We start from the raw sequence: 20,225 nt of genomic DNA on the forward strand, positions 1-20,225 counted from the left end.
CTCCGGAAAGGCTCCTCAGGAACTCCACCAACCCCTTCCTCTCGGCATCGGTGAGGCCGAGCGGCTTGAGAAGCGGGCTCTTGTTCGGGTGGATCCCGCCGCCCCGGTTGTAGAGCTCCACCACGCTCTCAAGGGTGGCGAAGACGCCGTTATGCATGTAGGGGGCAGTGAGCGCGACCTCCCGGAGCGAGGGTGTCCTGAACTTGCCGCGGTCTCCCGGTTCTTTGGTCACCGCGTACAGCCCGATATCTTCTCTCAGGTTGTCGTAGTTGGGGGTCCCGAGGGTCTTCATAAAGCGCCTGAAGGTGATGTGGCGGAGGGGTTCCTCGAAGAGCTTCGGGTTGTCCGGAACTCCCAGCGCGTGGAACTTCTGGTCAGAGAGGAGCGCTCCGCCATGGCACTGGACGCAGCCCGCCTTGCCTTGAAAGAGCTTCATCCCCTCCTGGGCCTCGGCGTTCAGCGCGGAGGTCTCCCCCTTGAGGTATCGATCGAGCGGGGCGTTTCGCGAGGCGATCGTCTTCACGAACGCTGTCACGGCGTTGAGCGTCCGGCCAAAGGTCGGCTCGCCGCCGAAGGCCTTACTGAACAGCTCCTCGTACTCGGGCACCTGTTTCAGGCGCTCAGCGAAAAGGCGGCCATCCACCTGCATGAAATGAGCCTCGGTCAGGTGGTCGCGCACCAGCGTCGGGAGATCACGGCCGTCCATCCTGCCGTCCCAGAAGTTCCGCCTGTAGTAAGCGGCATTCAGGATGGTCTGGCTGTTCCTGAAGTGCTCGCTCCCCGGATAGCCCGTGGACAGCGCCTTGCCATCCCCCCAGCCCTTCTTCGGATCATGGCAGGTGGCGCAGGAGATCGAGGCATCGCCGGAGAGGCGGGGATCGAAGAAGAGGAGCTTCCCTAGCTCCACCTGCTCCTTCTTGGGTGGCTCCAGCGCCGGCAGCGGGGCCAGCGGTTCAGCCATGGCCTCGTCGATCATGAGCGCGAAGGCGACCGTCGCCATCAGACCGCCCATTCGGAAGAGCCTGTTCATGGCCTTTCTCCTTTGCCGAAGAGGCCGGTTGACGCGAGTTGACCGCAACCGACCCCAGGGGCGGGCGCGCCCCCCAGTCTTGCCGTGACCGCCAATCCGACCGAGAGCAGCGAGGCATGACGGAAGCGGGCCGGCATGTGCGAGCCGACCGAGGCGACCGCGACGACGGCCAGCAGGATCGGGAGCCGGTGCTCCCACGCGAGCGGGACGAGAAGCAAGAGCCCCAGTTTGAGCAGCACCATGAGGCCCCTTCCCTCCAGAAGCCAGTGAGCACTGGCGAGGAGTTCGAGGGCCATGAGGGCCACGCCGCTTCCTATGGTTATCCAGAGCGGTGGAAGAAGGCGGTCGGCTTCGATACCCCAGGCGTGGCCTCCGAGCACGAGGCCGAAGGCAGCGAGGTGGACCGTTCGACACACGACGTTCAGGAGACGGGCGTGCGGAATCATCCGCGGCGGATCCGGAAACAGCGCCGCCCGGCAGGCCCACGAAGCGGAGGAGCCGGCCCCCATGACCGCTGCCTCACCTGGGTTGAAACTCGAAGGTGATCTCCGCTTTTCCCTTGGCCGGGACGGTGACCTCGCCCTCGGTCACGCCCAGGACCGGGTGGACCGCGCGGACCCTGTATTTCCCCGGCGGGATGTCAGCGATAGCGAAGCTCCCGTCCTCCCGGGTCACGGCCACGTACGGGGACGGGGCCGCAAACATCCAGGCATGCATGAAGTCGTGGGCGTCACATTCCACCTTGACCCACTCCCCCCGACGGACGTTGATCGGCTTGGTGAGCCTTTGCCCCTGGTTCGGCTGGCCGAAGTTAAAGATCGTTCGGCGGGCCGAGCCGATGATCTCGTACGTGTGAATGTTGTGGAGGACCGGGTCGCTGTTCAGGATGTCGAGGTCCCCTCCCTTGAGGACCACCATCATCCCGGGGATGAACCGGCACCCCTTCTGGTCCAGGAGAGGCTTTTGCTGCGCCTCCACCCAGGCCTTGCCCTTGGCGATGCCGTCGATGACGACGACGGCGTTCGCGAGGGCGCCGCTGTTAACGGCCACCTCCACGATCTCACGGTACCCCTCGCCGCAGACCTCCTTGTTCTTGGCGATCAGCATCCGCTTGGGGGACGGCGGCGCGCCTTTGAAGAGAACTCTCCCCGCCACGCTTCCGCCGTCTGCCACCGGCGCCACCTCGTAAGCGGCGCCCGCAGAGGGGATCGCCAGCAGACCCACCAGCACGACCGCGCTGAGCCCTTTCACGCCTCTGACCTCCCTTCCTCAGCCGCCGCTCGGGCGGCGACCGTTCGGATCGTCCTGACGAGTGTCGCGGAGTCGATCTCCTTGAGGAGGATCGCCCCGGCTCCGGCCCGCGTCAGGTCGGCCCGCTCTCGCTCGGTGAGGTACGCGGTGAGGATCACGATCCCCGCGCGCGGGGCCGCTCTGGCCAGCCGGCCCAGGAATTCCGCTCCGTCGGGAGCGATCCGCCGGAGATCCGTGATGACCACGTCAGGCCGTCGGTCGCCGACCACCGTCAGGGCTTCGCCAGGCTCTCTCGCTTCCCCAACCACCGAGATCCCCGAAACCTGCCCGAGTCGCCGGATCACTTCCTGCCGTGTCCCAGGGTTGCCATCGACGACCACCACTGTCACAGACGGTTCCATTTGTACTATCGACTGCTAGTTTCGACCGACCGCGAGCGCGGGAAAAGTGCCGGAAGGGGAACGGCGTGAAGTTTTTTGACCCTGCAGGGACTAGGGCCAGATGGCCCTACGGGAGCGGGTCAGAAAGCGGGGAGCGACGGCGGGCGAAGAAGGCGGCGGCCTCCGCACGACGTGAGAGGTTGAGCTTTTCGAAGACGTGGGACAGATAGTTCTTCACGGTCTTGTCGCTGAGCCCCAAGGCCCCCGCGATCTCCTTGTTGGTCTTCCCGTCGGCGACGAGGGCCAGCACCTTCCGCTCCTGAGCCGAGAGCGCGGCGATCTCGTCAGGCTGGCGCCCGGAAGCCAGACGCTTCATCCTTTCCAGGACTTTCTGGGTCACGGCCGGATCGAGGAGAGATTGCCCGGCCGCCACAGTCTCGATGGCGCGGAGCAGCTCCTGCCCCCGGATCTGTTTGAGGAGGTAGCCAGAGGCTCCCGCGACGATGGAGTTGAAGACGGCCTCGTCGTCGGCGTAGGAGGTGAGCATGATCACCTGGATCGCGGGATCCGCACTCCGGATCTCCCGGCAGGCCTCCACGCCGCTCCGGTCCGGAAGCCTCACGTCCATGACCACCACGTCAGGCCGAAGGCGGGCCGCCTGGGCCACCGCCCCGGCGGCGTTGCCGGCCTCGCCGACGACCTCGATGCCCCGCTCCCTGGCCAGGAGAGAGCGGAGGCCGACGCGCACCACCTCGTGGTCGTCCACGAGGAGGACTGCGATTTTCCTGCCGCTCATGCATTCTCCTGTGGGACCTCTAAGGTGATCCGGGTCCCCTGCCCTGGCGCGCTCTCGATGCTGAGCGACCCTCCCAGACGCCGCGCCCGCTCCCCCATGTTGCGAAGCCCTCGCCCCCCGCCGTCATGCTGCTCGGGCTCGAAGCCAACCCCGTCGTCCTTGACCGTAAGGAAGAGGATCCCGCTCCCCCGTTCCATGGTCAGCGCGACCCGGGAGGCCCTGGCATGTTTGACCACGTTCGTGAGGGCCTCCCGGCAGATGTGGAAGAGGTGCCCGTTCTGCTCAGGAGTGAGAGACTCGTCGACCCCCGGCTCCACTTCAAGCTCAGAGTGGAGCAGGGCGTTGAGGGCCAGCCCGCGGGCGAGGTCGGCCAGGGAGCGGCTCAGTCCCCGTTCCCGGAGCTCCTCGGGCTGGAGCCCGACGATGTAGTTCCTGACGTCGCGGATCACCGTGTTCAGGCTGTCGATGGCCGCCTCCAGTTTGGGCGCGACCTCCCGCGGATCCTCTTCGGCGAGCCGCACACACTCCTCGAGGCCGAGCCCCGCGGCATAGATCGACTGGATGACGCCGACGTGCAGGACCTGCCCGATCCGCTCCCGCTCCTCCAGCGCGGCGAGGTCCCGGACTTGCCGATGGAGCCGGGCGTTCTCGATGGCGATGGCGGCCTGGTTGGCGAGCCCGTCGAGGAACTCCAATTCGTCCTGGCTGACGGGGCGCGCGACCCAGTACCCCACGCAGAGGTTCCCCACCACGCGTTCACCGCTCTTGAGGGGAACGGCGACGTGGGTAGGGAGCCGGACGCCGTGGGCGACGGGACAGAGGGCCTCCGGGAATCCGACCTTCACGCACGCGATAGCGTCCAGCGGCTCTCCGGGGCGGAGCGAGAGGGCTTCCGGAGGCCCGCTCGCGGCGCCGACTCTGAGCCCCACCCCGGGTTCTTCCAGGCAGAGGATGGCGACGTCGCCCTGGAGGAGCTCTCGGGCCTTCTCCACCACGAGCTGGAGGACCTGGGTGAGCGAGAGGAGGCGGGAGATCTCGGTTCCGATCCGGGAGAGGGCCTGGGCCTCCCGAGTCTTTCGCTCAGCCCGCGCCCGCGCGTCCAGCAGCCCCTGCTCGTGCTCCTTGAGGTGACCGGCCATCCGGTTGAACTGGTCGGCTAAATCCTCGATCTCGTCGTTGGTCTCTACCCGGATGGGGCGATCAAACTCTCCCTGGGCGACGGCCTCGGCACCGCGGATCAGCTCGGTGATCGGACGCGTGAACTGGCGGGCAGCCGCCACGCCCAGCACGAGAGCGACGACGAGGACACCTCCACCCAGTACCAGTATCAAAACCTGAAGCGAGCGGATGGAGGAGAGGACTTCGGTCTTGCGGTAAGCATGGGTGAGGACCCAAAACTCTCCTTGACGGTCCCGACGCGGGAATATCGGGACGAAGGCCACGATCCTGCCCCGGAGGCCGGGCTCCACAACGGTTCCTGCGTGCCCCCCGAGGATGGTGGCCGACAGGTCCGGAGTGAAGTCCTTAGAGAGCTGCTGCTCTCGTCTCAGGCCTGAGAAATCCTGGCCGTACCGGAGCCGCTCCGAATAAGAAGCCAACCAGGAGGGAAAGGGAGGGTTGCTCGAGCCAAACGAATCTCGGTCGGCGCGAATCCATTCCGAGCGCGAAAGGTAGAAACCGGCGGAACTGGCCAGGGAGACGTCCCCCATCTCCTGACCGAGAGCCAGGACCCGACGCAGGATGTGGGACGCGTAAAGGTTGAGGATGATGATCCCCCGCGGCTCTCCCCTGCCGGTCTGCAGGGCCATTGCGTAACGGACCACAGGCTTGTGGGGGACCTCTACCGCTCCCCGCTCGATGTTGAGGTCCATGGGGGAGACGTAGATAGTCCCAGGGGGGGTCGTCATGGCCTCCCTGAAGTAGTAGCGATCCTGTTTATCCTGAAGGCGATCGGGCGGCACAAGGCCGTGACTCTTCTCGTCGAAATCGGCTCGGACGATTTCCCTCCCGCGCTCATCAATGTATCGGATCTGGTAGTAGGCCGGATGGGAGCGGGAGAAGGATAGGAACTCCTGGCCGAGGCGGAAGACCAGACGCCCCCGCTCCTCGCGGGCTCGTGGCGGGAGGTCGATGAGGGCCTGAAGGGTGGGGAGGCGGCTCAGGAAGAGGCCGTTCCCTTGCACCTCGTCGAGAAAGCGCTGGATCTCCTCGGCCTTCATGAGCACCCCATCTCTCAGGCGATCATGAATGACGTCGTTAAGAAGGCGGAAGGAGTGGGCGGCGCCGTATCCCCCCACGACCGCGACGGGAACCACCCCGAAAAGACAGAAAGCGACGACCAGCTTGGCCCGGATCGAGAGCCGCGGAAAAAGCTTGTTGATGTTGATCATCTTCAAGACTGACTCCGCAAAGACCTTGCCAGATGGCTTTAGCGCTTTCTCGCGTAATTTCAAGGGGTTGGGCCCGACTGCAGCGTTTGGCCAGCGAACGGATGGGGGCTCAGGCTGGGGCAAACCTGCGACAGTGGGGTACTCGTGGGACCTTATGACAATCGGAGGAGGCCTCGACGGCCCCCTCCGAGGCCTCCCCCAGGCGAGGCAGTTCGAGCCGAGGGGCTGCCGACGAGCCGCAGGCGAGGAGAGCCACGAGGCGAGGCCCGAGTTAATTGCGCGGGCGAAGCCCGCGCTCGAAGGGCATTACTCCGACACGCTCTTATGGCCGCCGGAGGCCGTAGGCCTTGAACTTGTAGGATCAAACCAGCGTGAGGTCGGGAATATCCCGGAAGTCCTCCCGGTTCAGGGTCCAGAGCGCGGCGCCATGCGCCAGCGCGCAGGCGGCTACGGCGAGGTCCAGCTCCCGTCCGCGCGGGCGGCGGAGGGTCCGGTGGAGGTCGGCGGCGAGGAGCGCCTCCCGAGGGCCGAAGGGCACGGCTGCCTCCTGCGGGAAGAGCGCTTCCTGGGCCTCGATCTCCTCCTGGAGGCGTGGCCCGCGAAGCCACTCGTAGAGCACCAGCGCGCTCAGCAGGATCCGCTCTCCTCGTTCGATCCACGTCCGGAGCTGGGGAGCTGACCGCTTGGGCCCGGTGAGGGCATCGACGAGCACTGAGGTATCAAGGTGGATCACCGGGCTGGCACCCGGCGCCCCCTGCCTCTCCGGCGCCTAGCCGCTCGGAGGTGAGCCAGCTCAGCCTGGACCTGAGCGAGAGGCCGGGAAGGAATCGCCGGCACCACGGTGTCAAAGACCTGAAGCAGGCGAAGCCGTTCCTGCTCGCTGAGCTTGCCGATCCGGTCAGCGTACTCCCGGATGGCCTCGCGCACCACGTGGCTCTGTGGCCGGGCGAGCCGGGCCGCGGCGCGCCGCAGTTGCTCCACGGTCTCCAGGTCGAGGGTGAACGTCATCTTTACCATACTGGGACCATACCACCATACTCATAACCCTTCAAGGTCCTTTACGATAACCCTTCAAGGTCCTTTACGACTCAAGGTCCTTTACGACCGCCCGAGGCCGTAGGCCTTGAGCTTATAGAGCAGGGCCCGCCGGCTGATGCCGAGGAGCCGGGCCGCCTCGGTCCGGTTGTTTCCCGACTGCCCGAGCGCGCGGCGGATGAGCCTCGCCTCCACCTCCCGGATCAGGCGCCCCAGGGTCTCCTTGAAGCTCACGGCGGAGTCCGGCAGGATCACGGTCAGCTCGTCCTTGGGCGCGAGGATTTCCGGCGGCAGGTCGCGGACGGTGACCTCCTCGCCCTCGCTCAGGAGCGCCGCCCGCTCAATGGCGTGCTCCAGCTCCCTGACGTTGCCCGGCCACGGGTAGGCCATCATGGCCCGGAGCGCCTCGGGGGAGAGCCGCTTGGGCGGCCTCCCGCCATCCGGGGCGAGGCGATCGCGGAAGTGATCGACCAGCAGAGGGAGGTCTTCCCGTCGCTCCCGCAGCGGCGGGAGAAAGATGGGAAAGACGTTCAGGCGATAGAAGAGATCTTCGCGGAACGTCCCCTCCCGGACCTCTGTGGCGAGGTCGCGATTGGTGGCGCAGATGATCCGGGCGTCCACGTGAAGCGCCCTGGTTCCCCCGACGCGCCGGATCTCCCCGTCCTGGAGCGCGCGGAGGAGCTTGGCCTGGAGCCCCGAGGCCAGCTCCGCTACCTCGTCCAGAAAGAGCGTTCCTCCGTGAGCCTCCTCGAAGAGACCCTTCTTCGTGGCGACGGCACCCGTGAAGGCGCCCCGCTCGTGGCCGAAGAGTTCGCTCTCCTGGAGGGCCTCCGGGATCGCCCCGCAGTCGATCACCACGAACGGCCCCGATTTCCTGGGGCTGTTGAAGTGGATGGCCTTGGCCACCAGCTCCTTCCCGGTTCCGCTCTCGCCCTGGATGAGGACGGCACCACGGGCCGCCGCGACTTTCTCGATCTGGGTATAGACCTCCTGCATCTTGGCGCTCTTCCCGACGAGGCTCGCGAAGCCGAAGCGCGCCTCCACGGCCTGCCGGAGCTGGATGACCTCGCGGCGGAGGCGCACCCGCTCCAGGGCTTTCTCCACCACCTGGAGGATCTCGGTGGCCCGGAACGGCTTCGTCACGTAATCGTAGGCCCCCGCCCGCATGGCCTCGATGGCGGACTCGATGGTGCCGTAGGCCGTGATGAGAATCACCACGGTCTCGGGGTGGAGCTCCCGGGCTACCTTGAGGATCCCGATCCCGTCGGTATCGGGCAGCTTCAGATCCGTGAGCACCAACTCGAAGGGACCGGCCCGCAGCCGCTCGAGGGCGGCCTCCCCCGTCCGCACCCCCTCGACCTCGAACCCCTCGCCGCGGAGGAGCTTGCTCAGGAAGTGGACCATGTTCTCCTCGTCGTCAACGACGAGGATCCGCTCCCGCGCCTCAGGCATGGCCGGCCCTCCCGACGGTGAGCGGGACCGCGGCGCCCGGCGGCAGGACAATGCGGAACGCCGTGCCACCCGCCGGCGGCAGATCGACCACCAGAGCGCCGTGGAGCAGCTCGATGATGCTGTGGCAGATCGCCAGGCCCAGCCCCGCTCCTTCCCCCCGCGCTTTCGTCGAGAAGAACGGCTCGAAAATCCGCTCGAGGTGTTCCGGCGCGATCCCGCGCCCGCTGTCCGCGATCGCGATCGTCACGGCCCGCGCCCCGGCCTGGAACACGCGCCCCACCGCGTGACCTCCCTTCGATGCCGCCTCGCCGTTCTCATCCCGCGTCGTCACCCTGATCGATCCCCCGGGCGCAGAGGCCTGAGCCGCGTTCAAGAGGATGTTGACGAGGACTTGCTGGAGCAGCGATTCGTCCGCCACCACGGGAGGGAGGCTCGGGGCAAGATCCTTGTCGACGGTCAGCGACGCGAACTCCTTCTGGGAGAGCACGAAGACCAGCGACTTCTCCACCAGGTCGTTCACGTCCAGGGGCACAGCCTGAGAGGGACCCGGGCGCGCGTAGTCGAGGAGGCTCCGGAGGAGACCCCGGAGGCGCGCGATCTCGCCGGCCAGTCGCTCGGTTCGGTCCAGGCACTCAGCCCGGTCCTGGGCGCTCCCTCTACAGAGAAGCTGGAGCTCGAGAAGCCCGAGCACCGAGGCCAGCGGGTTGCCGATCTCGTGAATCATCCCCGCCACCAGCCGGCCGGTGGAGGCCAGCTTCTCGCTCTGGACGAGCTGCGCCTGGGTCCGCTTGAGATCCTCGTAGGCGGCGCGGAGCTCTGCCGCGGTGCGTTCGAGAGCCCGGTTCTGCTCCAGGATGGTCCGTGAAGCTCGCCGGAAGGTGAGGGACAGCGTGGTGTAGAGCAGGATCAGCCCGAAGATCACCGCGCCCCAGACCGAGAGCCGCAGGGTCTGGACCTTCTGGTAGAGCGGGTCGATGGGGCTGTAGATCTCGTAGGCCCCGATGACCCGGTTCGTGCCCTCCAGGAAGATCGGGATGTAGACCTCGAAGAGCCGCGAGTACCCCGCCTGCCGTTCGGCGAGGTGCTCCGAACCCTTGAGGTCGGACAGGCCCACCACGGTCTCGCCCAGGAAGGCCTTCTGGAGGGGCCGGTTGTCGGGGAAGGCCCGGCCGACGAACTCCGGCCTCCGCGAGTGGTAGATGGTGGTGCCCGAGCGGTCGTAGATCTTGATGGTCACCACGTGGGAAGTGAAGAAGTCCTCCTTGATCAGCCGGTCGAAGGCCTCGTACTCTGGCCCGGTCCTCAGCTTAACGAACTCCTCTTTCGTCGTAATGAAGCGCGCCAGGTTCTTGAAGTAGTCGAGGGACGCAAGCGTGGCCTGCTCCAGCATCTTCTGCTCGACGAGGTAGGTCACGCTGGTGCCGAGGATGAGGGCGACGCCCACCCACAGTCCGGCGCTCAGCAGCGAAAAGCGCTGGAAGAACCGCTGGCCCATGCTCTCTCTCAAACCGTCTCCGCTCCAATCATAGCCTTTGCGCCTAATCGGGCGCCAGGGGGCATGGCCCTGCGACAAAGACCAGCTCGCACCGCTAGTAGAAGAGCAAAGAGGAGAGGACGGACCGTGGTGACGACGCCGAAAACCGTTTCTACTTGGCGGGGAACGCGAAGTTCGCCTTTTTCTGTTCTCCGGCCTTCACGGTCACCTGGACCTGCTGGCGCCCCAGTTTCTCGTGCCAAGCCGTGAGCATGTAGGCGCCGGGCGGGATGTTCGCGATCGCGTAGGCACCGTCCTCGCCGGTGATCGCGACGTACGGATGGTCCGATACGACGATCCAGGCGCTCATCCAGTCATGGGCGTCGCACATGATGTCCACAAGACCGGGCCGCTTGAGCGGCTTTTTGATGATCTGATCCTGGTTCGGCTGGGCCAGGTTGAACACGGTCCGACGGTCCTGATAGCCGTGGGTGTTATGCAGCACAGGATCGCGGTTGATGATCTCTAACTGGACCCCCGTCTTGACGACCTGGACGTGCGGGAGAAAGCGCCCCCCTTTGTTGAAAAGCTGAGGGCGGTGGTTGGGCCAGGGTTTTCCCTCACGGATTCCCTCGAGCGCCACCACGACGTTCTTGATTTTTCCGGCTTGCGAGACCACAAGGCGGTCATCGGGCACCTTTTCACCAAAGACCTCAGCGTCCTTCTTCACCCAGATGACGAAGGGGCCCGGCGGGGCACCGGCGTGAATCGCTTCCCCCGAGATGGCGGCACCGTTGGTCACGGCCCGCTCCCGGTAGGCGTCTTGAGCGTCGGCTCCCACCGGGCCGAGGAGCGCGACCAGGCCAGCCAGAATGCTCAGGATGACCACTGGCCGATCCATGGCCCGCTCCCTTCTTGCCTACCGGTCGAGGACCACGAGGTATGCGGTCATCGGCCCCTCTTTCTCGGGGCTCACGTGGTTCTTGCAGTCGATCTTGAAGAGGCCGCTCCTGTCCGCCTTGAAGGTGAACTTCCGCTCCTCCCCGCGCACGATCTTCACCTCGTTGATGCCGAAGGCCGGGAGATCCACGATGTGGTGGTCCCCCTTCAGATTGTGGATCGTCAGGACCACCGTGTCCCCCTTGTTGACCACCACGAAGCCGGGATCGTAGGTGTACCGCGTCATCACGTTGACCGATCCTCGGCTCCGGTCCACCACGGGGGCCTCGCCGGGCTTGGCCTTCCACTGCCACTCGCCGGTGACCAAGAGGAACTCTTTCACCGACTGCGCCTGGGCAGGCCCAAGCCCCCACGCAAAGAGCAGGAGCCCGATCAGGCCTCCTACGAGAGCGAGTTGCCACCGCCCCATGCTGTTCATGCTGGTTCCTCCTTTTGACTCCTCCGCTCACACACCTCGGGGGTCATCGGGCTCCAGGGGCAATAGCCGTGCCAGCCGCTACGGCTGACAGCCCGACTCTTATCTATTTGCGGGAAAACGGTTTTGGGGACGAGCGGAAAAGAGGGAAAGAAGGACGGGGGTGGCTCGGGTGCGCAGCGCCCTTCTCAGGAGCGCAACGAGATGCACAGACGAGCTTCTGGGGGCCTTGCCTCCGGGTCAGGACTGGCAGGGGCGTGTCCCACTGGCGGCGGTAGCCCGGCTCGAGGCAGAGACGCCTGCAGGCGACGGCGGTCGGCGGGTCGAAGGCGGTGCAGCTCTTCACCCCCACCTGGTGCCTGAGCCCGTCAAGCCCGCGCTCCTCGAACTCGACTTCCACGTCCCGCCGGCTCAGCGCGCACCAGAAGTGACGGCGCCTCAGCGCCGAAGAGACGAGGCTAAAACGCCCGTCGTTCAGGATCGCCGCTCCACTGCCTGTTACGCCCGTTCACTTCGATGCCGGCCGCCACGCGACCGGGCCCCCCGCGGTCAGGGCCCAGCGCGGAAACACCCCGCGCGACAGGCCCCATCGAACCTCCGCGGCGTCCCGGCAGAGTCGTTTGCAGGTGATGCGCTCAGAGTTCGGAAACGCGCTGCAGGTCGCCACCTCGGCCGGGTGCGCCGCACCCTGCGGCACGAGGAATTCCACGGTGACGACCCGCCTCGCCCAGGGGCACCAGAAGGTCTCCTTCAGCCGGCGGGGAGTGGTCGGAACGATCACTGCGGCGAGGAGCACGAGCCCCGCCAGCCCGATCAGCAGAAGCGGTCCAACCAACAGGAGCACGGCTAGGGCCGCAAGCAGATTGAACACGTCCCTCACCCCCTCAAGAGCCCCCCGCGTCACAAACCCGCGAGTTCCTTCTCCTCACTCCGGACTCGCCTCAGACACGGGTAGGCCGTCGCTCGCTTCGTTGACCGCGTTCGCGCGCGGCCTGACAGGCCAGGCAGAATCGCGTGACCGGATATGCGTCGAGCCTGGCCCGCGGGATCGCCGATCCGCACCCTTCGCAGACCCCGTAGCGGCCGGCGCCCATTCTGGCCAGCGCCTCCTCGATCTCGGCCAGGGCCCTCCACCCCCGCTCGTCCAGGTCCGTCAGGACGGCGAAGCCCCCCTCGTGTTGGGCGTTCTCCGCCAGCTCCATGGGGCGCGGGCCGCCGAGGTCGGACATCTGGCCTTCCATCCCCTCGATGCGTCGGCGCAGCCGCTCGCGCTCGGCCAGGAGGCGCTGACGGAGCTGTTCCAACTGCCTCGACGGCATCATGGCTCGATGCGCCCGGCCTTGAGGAGGAGGACAGGCACCGAGGCGTGTCTGAGGACCCCCTCGGCCACGCTCCCGAAGAAGAGACGCTCGAGGCCGCCCCGGGCGTGCGTCGTCATGGCGATGAGATCTGCACGCGCGTGTGCGGCGAAGGCCGCGATCGTCTCGGCGGGGCTTCCCTGATGGACCTCGCACTCCACCCGAAGACCCTTCTCCTTCATCGGTTCGGCGACCTTGACCAGATAGCGCTCGGCCTCCTGGTGCCTGAGCGTCGCCAGCTCGACCATCCGTTCACCCAACCTGACGGAACTGTCGTCGAGGTCGGCGGACGGGCGCGGGTCGATCACCTGGACCAGCACGATCGACAGCCCGCGCGGCACGGCCAGACGCTCGACGACCGGGAGAACGGCCTCGGACGCCTCCGACCCGTCGAGCGGCACCAGGACCTTCCCCGCGGCCCATGGCTTCCAGGCTGACTGGCCCCGGATGAGGAGCACCGGCGCCTGGACCGAGCGCACCACGCCCGCGGCCACGCTCCCCAGCACCAGGCGGCCCAGCCCGCCGCGGCCGTGCGTCGCCATGGCGATCAGATCCACGGCGTTCACCCCGGCCGCTTCGGTAATGGCCCAGACGGGTTCGCTGTACCAGATCGCCCAGCGAACCTGCTGGATGCCCCGCCGCTCCAGTCGGTCGGCAACACCCCTCAGATACGCCTCTCCCTCATCCACTGAGCGTATCTGCGCCCTGGCATCGTCGGGACCGCGGACGTGGTGGGCCTCAACCGCCCGGAGGAGGATCACCTCGGTCCCGTCCTCCTTCGCCCATTCTTCGGCCACGGGGAGGACCGACTCAGAGAGGAGCGATCCGTCCAGTGGAACCAGGATCCGTTTCATTGCCGCCTCCCTTGTTCCTCCTGCCCGGACCGCGCGATCCGCTCCTCGGCCTCAGGCGGCCAAGCTCACTCCGTACCGAACCAGGAGCACGGGGACTGCGGTGGTCCGCTCGACCTTTTCGGCCACGCTGCCTTTGAGGAGTCGCCTGACGCCGGTCCAGTGGTGAGTGGCCAGCGCGATGAGGTCGGCGCCTCCGGATTCGGCCTCCCTGGCGATTTCCTCAGCCGGATCGCCGAAGTGGACGACCAGCTCGACGCCGACTCCCGGCAGCTGAGCCGCGACGTTCTTGAGGTACGCCAGAACCTCCTGCGCGACCCGGTCGGTCTCCTGATCGGAGTACGCGATCACGCGACCGTCCATGATCACGGCGTCCACGACCGGCGCCACGTGGAGCAGGCACACCTTTGCGCCCTTGGCCCTCGCCAGCTCCGCGACGGTCGGAAGCACCGCTTCGCTCCCCGGCGATCCATCGAGCGCCACCAGGATCTTCGGGATCTTCTGCCCCATAGCTTTCTCCTCAGCGCTCACAACCCACCCGTCAGCGTGCGGCCTACGGCCCCGGGGTCGAACGGCAGCAGCTCGCCCATGGCGCGGGCGAAGCGGAGAAGGGCGAGCCGGGCCGTCGCGGGCACCGTCGGATACCAGAGCGGGTGGGCGAGGACGAGCGCCCTGAACATGAAGAACGGCGGGAGCACCTGGAGGAGCTCGCGATCCCGACTCGCATCCAGGTACGTCTCGAAGAACCGGTCGAACAGGCGCTGAAACGGCGCGGCGAGCCCCGGCCCGCGGAGGAGACCGAAGAACAGGTAGTTGATGGTGAGGGCCGCGACGTCGTCGGCGGGCTCGCCCCACTCGCCCCGACTTCGATCCAGCAGCGAAAAGTCCGTCCCCTCTCGAAAGAGCACGTTCCAGGGATGGAAGTCGCCGTGCACGGAGGCGAGCCGGTGGGCGAAGCTCCGGAGGCGCCAGCGCCAGGCGACCGCGCTCTGCTCCAGGGCCACACAGGTCTCCGCCGGGAGCAGCGGGTCCGGGTGAGGATAGCTGTCCAGGATTCCCATGAGACACTCGCCGTGGCCGACCAGCTCGCGGATACGCCGGTGGTAGAGCCACGGCGCGTCCAGGCGCTTGGCGTGGACGCCCGCCAGGAAGCGGGCGAGCGCGTCCACCCGCGCCAGGTCTCGCGCCGCAGCCGGTTCCGTGCGGAGCCGGTCCAGGTCGAGCCAGTACGGCTGACCCTCGGCCTTCTCCACGAGCTGGAAGAACTCCACGGCGTCCCCGGCCGACACCATCTCTCCCGACCTCCGGCGGAAGCCGACGTCGTGGCTCGTGACGTGGCGCGGGAAGACGTTGTAGGCTCCATGGGCCCAGAGCGCGCTCCACGCCCGGTCCGCCGGGTAGTCACGGCCGAAGCCACGCTCCGGCCGGGCCCGCGACAGGACGAATTTCCTCGGCTCGCCGTCAACCAGGCACTCGATCTCGAAGGGCATGCCGTAGCCGTACGCCTTCGGGTCGTCGCCCTCGGCGATGGCGCCCTTGAGTGGCCGGAGCGCCAGAAGCTCGACAGGGGCGCCCAGCACCCGGCCGAGATAGCGTTCAAGCTCTCGTCGCTCGATCATCGCTCTCGTCAGGCCGTCCCTTCTCCCTGATCACCACGAGCGGGGGATGGAGCGGCACCGGCGGGCGAGCTCGACCCTGCGGCGGTCGGGGCGATGGTCCGAGCCCGGGGCGCGATCGCACCCGCCGTCGCAGGATCACCGCTGCCCGCCAAAATCTCCATGCCGTGCCCTCCCTCCGCTCGTGGTGCTACCCAACAACCGGCTGCAACCCCAGTGCCAGACTCATCCGGGAGGAGAGGGTTGAAAAAACAGCAGATTACGGCGAGATGCTGGGCGGAGATCTCGCCGACGTGGGGTGAGCCCGCCCCATGTGCGGCAGCCTCACCTCAAAAACGAGGGACCGCGATCGGGATCAGAGGAGCGCCGGCCGCAGCGGCTCGGGCTCCTCGGCGGGAAGGCCGAGGCAGGTCTGCCGGCACTCGTTCCGCTCGGGCCAGAGGGAGCAGCTTTTCACCCTCAGGAGCGGACGACCGACGGCGGAAGTGAGCGCGGCTCTCCGCGCATCCACGGTCATCTCGGCGTTCGTGCCCATCTCCGGGCATCTGAGCGACCGTTTGGCGCGATACTGGAGGAACGTCGCCACGACGACCGGCAGAAGGACATAGACCACACCAACTGCGACGATGGCGGCGAGCAGGAACCAAGGGTTGTTCATGGCTTCCCTCCTCGTGCGCTCGACGAGACCTCGTTGCCAGGATCGGTCCGGTTGACTCGCCGGTAAATAAGGGCTTCAGCTTATTTTCGTAGTGCGAACACGCCAGCGACCTCGGAGGGGGGCTCCGCCCCCCTTCCGAACCTCCCCCAGAGGTTGCGCGGGCGAAGCCCGCGCTCGTACTCCCGGCAGCGGGCGCCCCTACGCGGCCCCGGCCGTCTGGCTCGCCGCGGGAAATTTCTTGAGCTGGAGGCAGCGCTTCTCGCAGGTGATTGCGCTGGGCGGCGCGAACGCCGTGCAGCGGTTCACCCCCACGGGTGTCCCGTCCCACGCCTCCTCCTGAAACTCCACCGTCACGCCCCGGTCGAGGAAGGGGCACCAGAACGATCGTCTGACCGTTCGGATCGCTCCGGGGAGCGCGCCAAGCGCCGCGATCACCAACAGCGCGAACGCCGTGATCAGGGCGAGAGCAATGATGACTGCCCCGCTTGGACCGAGCATGGATTCCACCTCCTCCTTTAGGCCGGATCAACGGAGCTGCCGGAGATCACGCTCCGCCCCGAGGGCGCTCGGAGCCGCCAGCGAGCGCCTGCTCGACGGCGGCGTGGAGCCCGGCGGCGGTGAACGGTTTGGGCAGGTACACCGCGGCCCCCTGCTCCAGGGCTTGCTGCCGCGACGCTTGAGAGGTGTACGCGGTGAAGAGGATCACCGGGATCTTCCGCGCGCTCCGCCGGGCGTGGCGCAAGACCGCGAAGCCATCCACCGTCGGGAGGCGCAGGTCCGTGAGGACCAGGTCAGGATGCTCTCGCTCGATGAGCTCGACAGCTTCCTGGCCGCTCAACGTGACGAGCGGGACGTGCCCCATCCGCCGGAGCAGGCGGGCGCAGGTCGTCGCCAGGTCCGCCTCGTCTTCCACGATCAAAACCTTCAGCCCCTTGGGAACTCCACTCATGGGGTCCTGCTCGCCTCGGCACCGGGGATCGCGCGACGGCGGTCCTCGTCCTGGCGGATGGATGCCGTTCTCCCGTCTCCCCGGCCGGGGGAGCGTTGGGTGCCGGCCGTCGTCGGAGCCGCGCGCGCGGCGGGAGCCCGCGGCAGGTAGTACGCCCCGGCGAAGCAAGCCCGGCACACGGTGAGCCCGTTCGACGGGACCTCGCGGCCGTAGTTCACTCCCTCGCCGCACAGCTGGCAGGGGACGCGGACGCGTCGCCGATCCAGCCACCCGGGCAGGACGACCACGGGCTCGAAGCGCAGGAGCTGGGCCTCGGGCATCACCCGGTACGCGGCGATCTGGGCCTCGCGCGGGCCCACCACGCCGGGAGCATAGGCCGCGGCGAGCTCGCGGGCATCGTCGCGCGCCACCACACGCAGGGCCTCGCCGGTGACGAGATTCACGAAGGTGGCCGCCATCTTGCCGTAGTCGACGTGCTTGAGGGTTCGCCGGCCGAGGGAGCAGCCGGTGACGGCCTGAATGGCGTCGGTCGCGCAGCGGTCGATCTCGACGAAGACGACCAGGTTTTTCTGCATGCTCTTCGGCTCCACGACGGCGAGCTCGCGGCAGCCGGCGATCGCCATGCGCACCCCGAGGACCTGGCCGGGACAGAGGTGGCCGTGGAAGGTCACCGCCTCCTGGAGGAGCTCGTCGAGCGGCCTCATCATGCCGCCCCGAGGCTTCGAGAATCCTGCATCGCCTCGCCGAGGATCGCGAGCCTAGTCGGAACGATCCGCGCGACCATGGCCTCCTCTTCGCTCTGGGACCGAGGGTTACCGTTCCTTCAGCAAGCCCGGTGCCACCTGTCGGACGTGGGTCAGGCAGACTGCCTGATCAATGTTTTTCAGTGATTGCGCATCCGCAGGAAGACCCGCGGGAATCTCGAGCGGTCGCCCGGCTGGGGCGCGAGCGCCCCACCCGGTGTGGCGCTGGGACAGTCACAGGGCTTTGGGAACGGTAGCAGGGACGCGTTACCGGAGCCGGGCAGCCCCGACGCTAGGGGCGTGTCGGAGTAAAGGTGTACTCGACATCGTTGGCCAGGGCGCCCTTCGCCTCCGTGGTCTCCAGCGTGACGACGACCTTCGCCCGCCCCACGCGGTCAACCGGGGGTGGCACCAGCGGGGGCGGGGTGAGAATCGCCTTTACCGCGTCCTGAGCCTCGGCCACGGGAACGGTCAGCAGGAGGCCCCAGAGCAGCAGGCCCACGGTTGGGATTGTGTGATGGTGGCGCATTCGCAGGGTCTCCTCTCCAGGGATCGTCAGTGCCCGGCCAGGTACTCGAAGACGGGAGGCCACAGCAACGTGGTGGCGATACCGATCCCGACGAGGAACACCACGAGCCAGTACCCCAGGCTCAGCTCGCGCCTGCGCAGGAGCAGGTGCAGGACGATCCAGCCTCCTACCCACACCGCGAGCGACAGGGTCTCCTTCCCCGAGTAGGGACCGATCCCCTCGGCTCCGGGCATCCAGAGTTTGCCAATGCCGTGCACCCACGCGTCGAACCCCTTCGAGGCCTGGGTGAAAAGGTTCACCAGCGCCAGCGTCATCAGCCCGAGGGCCGCCGAGAGGATGGCCGCCACGGCCGGCCCACTTTCCCGATGGCGCTCCGGTGACGGCGTCCACGCCAGCTCCACCGCGCGCCTCTTCTCGAAAAGTCTCGTGGTCATCCCGCATCCCTCCTTTGTCTGGCTAGGCGGGCCGAAGCTTCGTCACCGCAGCGCCCAGGCTGAAGGCGACGACCAGGTAGAAGAACGAAAGCCCGAGGAGCACCGCCACCGTGTAGCGCATCCACTTCCGGTCCAGGACCTGCGCCCCGTAGTACCAGAGGATGAACGCCGCGGCCACGGTCAGCGGCAGCGTGAACAGCGCGGTGAACTCCTTAAACTCGAAGAAGATCTTGTGCACCATCGGCATATATTCCATGAAGTACGAGCGGGGGCTCGACGGATCCTTGGCCCGGTAAAAGATGTAGAGCCAGTTCCCGAACACGATCGCGATCAGGGAGAGCGTCGCCGACACCGTCGCGAGGAGCTGGAGGTCGGCGAAGGCCCGGATCCGCCCCGAGAAGAGCCGCCAGCCGAGATAGAGTCCTACAGTCCCCACGATCAGATAGAGAAACGCGCTCAGCCCGTGAAACGCCGAGGCCAGCGCAGCCCGGCTCGGCCCGATCAACGCCGTGAAGGGGGCCGTAGCGAGGACCACGCTGGCAGCGACCCCGATCAGGAGACCGATTACGAGCGCGAGCGACGCCGTGGAGGCCTCCTCCCGTTCAACGAAGCTTCCATTTCCGCCCATCGATCCTTCCTCCTCCCAGCAAACCCATGGAGCAGGCTCGCCAGGTGACAGAAAGTGCAAGCTGAATGCCAGGGGGCGGGGAAGGAAAAGTCAGAAAAGCCCAGAGGTTACAAAACCTACAAAACGCGCGAAGCTGACGACGATGGGGCGGTCGCGCCCCAATCGAGGCGCGGCCACCCCATCCGCATCATCGCGGGAAGACGGCTATCCCGTCGCCACCTCCCGTTCGAGTTCGGCGAGCCGGCACAGGAGTCGCTCGTGGACGCCGGCGCCGGCGACCTCCTGCTCGACCGCCTCGAAGGCATGCGCCAGCCGGCGCTGCTCGTCGTCGGGAAGGAGTTGTTCGGCCAGCGGGAAGAGGACCCCGTTCTCCTTGTCAATATGGCCGCGCAGGAGCGCCGCGTATCGCCTGATGGCCGTCGCGGTCTCCCGGTCATCCCCCTGGGCCATGGCCCGGAGCAGCCCACGTCCCTCTTCGTGCTCGTGGAGCATGACACCCAGCGGCCCGCCCTCGCGCGGAACGCCGTAGCGGTGCAGGGCCGGAAAGAGGTGCTGCTCCTCCTTGCCGTGGTGGCAGCGGTCGGCGAACGTGCTGAAAAAGTCCCGGAGCCACGCCAGGCCCTCCCGGTCCACAGGTTCCCCGGCCTCGATCCGCTGGCTGAAACGCTCGAGGAGAGCCAGCGCCCTCAGGATCACCTCGTGCTCCTCGCGGAGCATCCCGGTGGGACCGGCCGCCCCGTGGTGACCGTGCCCGGCGCTCGCGAGCGGAATGTTGCGCGTCATGATTCCCTCCCTGGTCGTCGTGAACTGCTCCCCGCCGGCTCGCGCGCCAATCCCCTCACGACTCCCGCAGGATCGAAGGAGCGCGCACCCGGGTCCAGATGTTGAAGACAAAGAGCGCCGCAGCAATGACCTGACCGAGCCCTGCCGCCGTGACGAGGAGCCTGAAGCCCGCGTCCGGCCAGTACGCCCCTGCGACCTCGGCGGCGAAGCGGAGGGCGGTCGCCAGCGTCATGAGCCAGTAGATGGCCTCGGCCAGCTCCGGCCGGTAGCGCGTGTCCTCCCGGGCCGGCCGCGGGAACATCCACGTGGCCACACCGATGATCAGCATCAGCACGAACCCGACGAGCAGGACGTGAACGTGCGCCACCACGACGAGGCGGGGCGCGGCCCGGTCGAGTACGCCCTGGGTGACGGAGACGACGGCTCCCGCGAGCATCCCGAGCAGCATGAAGCCGAAGGCCGTCTTGATATAGCGACGGACCAGCGGCGGCAT

Annotated in this window: 26 protein-coding genes; all 26 read right to left on the reverse strand. The window is 67.2% G+C overall.

Annotated features, from left to right (window positions below):
- Positions 1-1,030 (reverse strand): hypothetical protein (locus tag HY726_21995; protein ID MBI4611670.1); only part of this gene is annotated, 1,030 nt, incomplete at its 3' end.
- Positions 1,027-1,476: a hypothetical protein gene (locus tag HY726_22000; GenBank protein ID MBI4611671.1), complete on the reverse strand. Its 450-nt coding sequence runs from the start codon at positions 1,474-1,476 to the stop codon at positions 1,027-1,029. The genes HY726_22000 and HY726_21995, both read right to left, overlap by 4 nt.
- Before the next feature lie 73 nt (positions 1,477-1,549).
- On the reverse strand, positions 1,550-2,281 hold the full coding sequence (locus tag HY726_22005; GenBank protein MBI4611672.1) for a hypothetical protein: 732 nt from the start codon (positions 2,279-2,281) through the stop codon (positions 1,550-1,552).
- Positions 2,278-2,682: a response regulator transcription factor gene (locus HY726_22010; GenBank protein ID MBI4611673.1), complete on the reverse strand. Its 405-nt coding sequence runs from the start codon at positions 2,680-2,682 to the stop codon at positions 2,278-2,280. Before HY726_22010 ends, HY726_22005 begins: the two co-directional genes overlap by 4 nt.
- A gap of 106 nt (positions 2,683-2,788) precedes the next feature.
- Positions 2,789-3,457 (reverse strand): response regulator transcription factor, encoded by a 669-nt coding sequence (locus HY726_22015; GenBank protein MBI4611674.1) that lies wholly within the window; start codon positions 3,455-3,457, stop codon positions 2,789-2,791.
- Positions 3,454-5,853: a HAMP domain-containing protein gene (locus tag HY726_22020; protein ID MBI4611675.1), complete on the reverse strand. Its 2,400-nt coding sequence runs from the start codon at positions 5,851-5,853 to the stop codon at positions 3,454-3,456. The genes HY726_22015 and HY726_22020 overlap by 4 nt, the downstream gene beginning before the upstream one ends.
- 355 nt (positions 5,854-6,208) lie before the next feature.
- A complete protein-coding gene (locus tag HY726_22025; GenBank protein ID MBI4611676.1) occupies positions 6,209-6,580 on the reverse strand; it encodes a type II toxin-antitoxin system VapC family toxin in 372 nt (123 codons plus the stop codon).
- Positions 6,577-6,855 (reverse strand): ribbon-helix-helix protein, CopG family, encoded by a 279-nt coding sequence (locus tag HY726_22030; GenBank protein ID MBI4611677.1) that lies wholly within the window; start codon positions 6,853-6,855, stop codon positions 6,577-6,579. Before HY726_22030 ends, HY726_22025 begins: the two co-directional genes overlap by 4 nt.
- A gap of 90 nt (positions 6,856-6,945) precedes the next feature.
- The gene (locus HY726_22035) at positions 6,946-8,334 is read right to left on the reverse strand and encodes a sigma-54-dependent Fis family transcriptional regulator (protein ID MBI4611678.1); all 1,389 of its coding nucleotides are present in this window, start codon (positions 8,332-8,334) and stop codon (positions 6,946-6,948) included.
- Positions 8,327-9,829 carry a hypothetical protein gene (locus tag HY726_22040; GenBank protein ID MBI4611679.1) on the reverse strand — a complete coding sequence of 501 codons (1,503 nt, stop codon included), beginning with the start codon at positions 9,827-9,829 and terminating at the stop codon, positions 8,327-8,329. Before HY726_22040 ends, HY726_22035 begins: the two co-directional genes overlap by 8 nt.
- 151 nt (positions 9,830-9,980) lie before the next feature.
- Positions 9,981-10,709, reverse strand: a complete 729-nt coding sequence (locus HY726_22045; protein MBI4611680.1) for a hypothetical protein — start codon at positions 10,707-10,709, stop codon at positions 9,981-9,983.
- An 18-nt stretch (positions 10,710-10,727) separates the two neighbouring features.
- On the reverse strand, positions 10,728-11,186 hold the full coding sequence (locus tag HY726_22050; protein ID MBI4611681.1) for a hypothetical protein: 459 nt from the start codon (positions 11,184-11,186) through the stop codon (positions 10,728-10,730).
- A 505-nt stretch (positions 11,187-11,691) separates the two neighbouring features.
- Positions 11,692-12,054 (reverse strand): hypothetical protein, encoded by a 363-nt coding sequence (locus tag HY726_22055; GenBank protein MBI4611682.1) that lies wholly within the window; start codon positions 12,052-12,054, stop codon positions 11,692-11,694.
- 70 nt (positions 12,055-12,124) lie between these two features.
- Positions 12,125-12,487: a TraR/DksA family transcriptional regulator gene (locus HY726_22060; protein MBI4611683.1), complete on the reverse strand. Its 363-nt coding sequence runs from the start codon at positions 12,485-12,487 to the stop codon at positions 12,125-12,127.
- A 14-nt stretch (positions 12,488-12,501) separates the two neighbouring features.
- Positions 12,502-13,395: a universal stress protein gene (locus HY726_22065; protein ID MBI4611684.1), complete on the reverse strand. Its 894-nt coding sequence runs from the start codon at positions 13,393-13,395 to the stop codon at positions 12,502-12,504.
- Between the two features lie 51 nt (positions 13,396-13,446).
- Positions 13,447-13,902, reverse strand: coding sequence for a universal stress protein (locus tag HY726_22070; protein MBI4611685.1), 456 nt, complete (start codon positions 13,900-13,902; stop codon positions 13,447-13,449).
- 17 nt (positions 13,903-13,919) lie between these two features.
- Complete coding sequence (locus HY726_22075) at positions 13,920-15,011, reverse strand: phosphotransferase (protein MBI4611686.1); 1,092 nt, start codon at positions 15,009-15,011, stop codon at positions 13,920-13,922.
- A gap of 352 nt (positions 15,012-15,363) precedes the next feature.
- Entirely contained in the window at positions 15,364-15,666 is a 303-nt protein-coding gene (locus HY726_22080; protein MBI4611687.1) for a hypothetical protein, read from the reverse strand.
- 198 nt (positions 15,667-15,864) lie between these two features.
- Entirely contained in the window at positions 15,865-16,164 is a 300-nt protein-coding gene (locus tag HY726_22085) for a hypothetical protein (GenBank protein MBI4611688.1), read from the reverse strand.
- Positions 16,165-16,210: 46 nt separating this feature from the next.
- Positions 16,211-16,615, reverse strand: a complete 405-nt coding sequence (locus HY726_22090; protein MBI4611689.1) for a response regulator — start codon at positions 16,613-16,615, stop codon at positions 16,211-16,213.
- On the reverse strand, positions 16,612-17,319 hold the full coding sequence (locus tag HY726_22095; protein ID MBI4611690.1) for a formylmethanofuran dehydrogenase: 708 nt from the start codon (positions 17,317-17,319) through the stop codon (positions 16,612-16,614). Before HY726_22095 ends, HY726_22090 begins: the two co-directional genes overlap by 4 nt.
- A gap of 331 nt (positions 17,320-17,650) precedes the next feature.
- The gene (locus HY726_22100; protein ID MBI4611691.1) at positions 17,651-17,887 is read right to left on the reverse strand and encodes a hypothetical protein; all 237 of its coding nucleotides are present in this window, start codon (positions 17,885-17,887) and stop codon (positions 17,651-17,653) included.
- A 26-nt stretch (positions 17,888-17,913) separates the two neighbouring features.
- Positions 17,914-18,321: a hypothetical protein gene (locus HY726_22105; GenBank protein ID MBI4611692.1), complete on the reverse strand. Its 408-nt coding sequence runs from the start codon at positions 18,319-18,321 to the stop codon at positions 17,914-17,916.
- A 22-nt stretch (positions 18,322-18,343) separates the two neighbouring features.
- Positions 18,344-18,949 (reverse strand): hypothetical protein, encoded by a 606-nt coding sequence (locus HY726_22110; protein MBI4611693.1) that lies wholly within the window; start codon positions 18,947-18,949, stop codon positions 18,344-18,346.
- Between the two features lie 204 nt (positions 18,950-19,153).
- Positions 19,154-19,732, reverse strand: coding sequence for a hemerythrin domain-containing protein (locus HY726_22115; protein MBI4611694.1), 579 nt, complete (start codon positions 19,730-19,732; stop codon positions 19,154-19,156).
- 55 nt (positions 19,733-19,787) lie between these two features.
- On the reverse strand, positions 19,788-20,225 hold the full coding sequence (locus HY726_22120) for a cbb3-type cytochrome c oxidase subunit I (GenBank protein ID MBI4611695.1): 438 nt from the start codon (positions 20,223-20,225) through the stop codon (positions 19,788-19,790).

The sequence above is a fragment of the Candidatus Rokuibacteriota bacterium genome (assembly GCA_016209385.1).
Classification (GTDB): domain Bacteria; phylum Methylomirabilota; class Methylomirabilia; order Rokubacteriales; family CSP1-6; genus JACQWB01.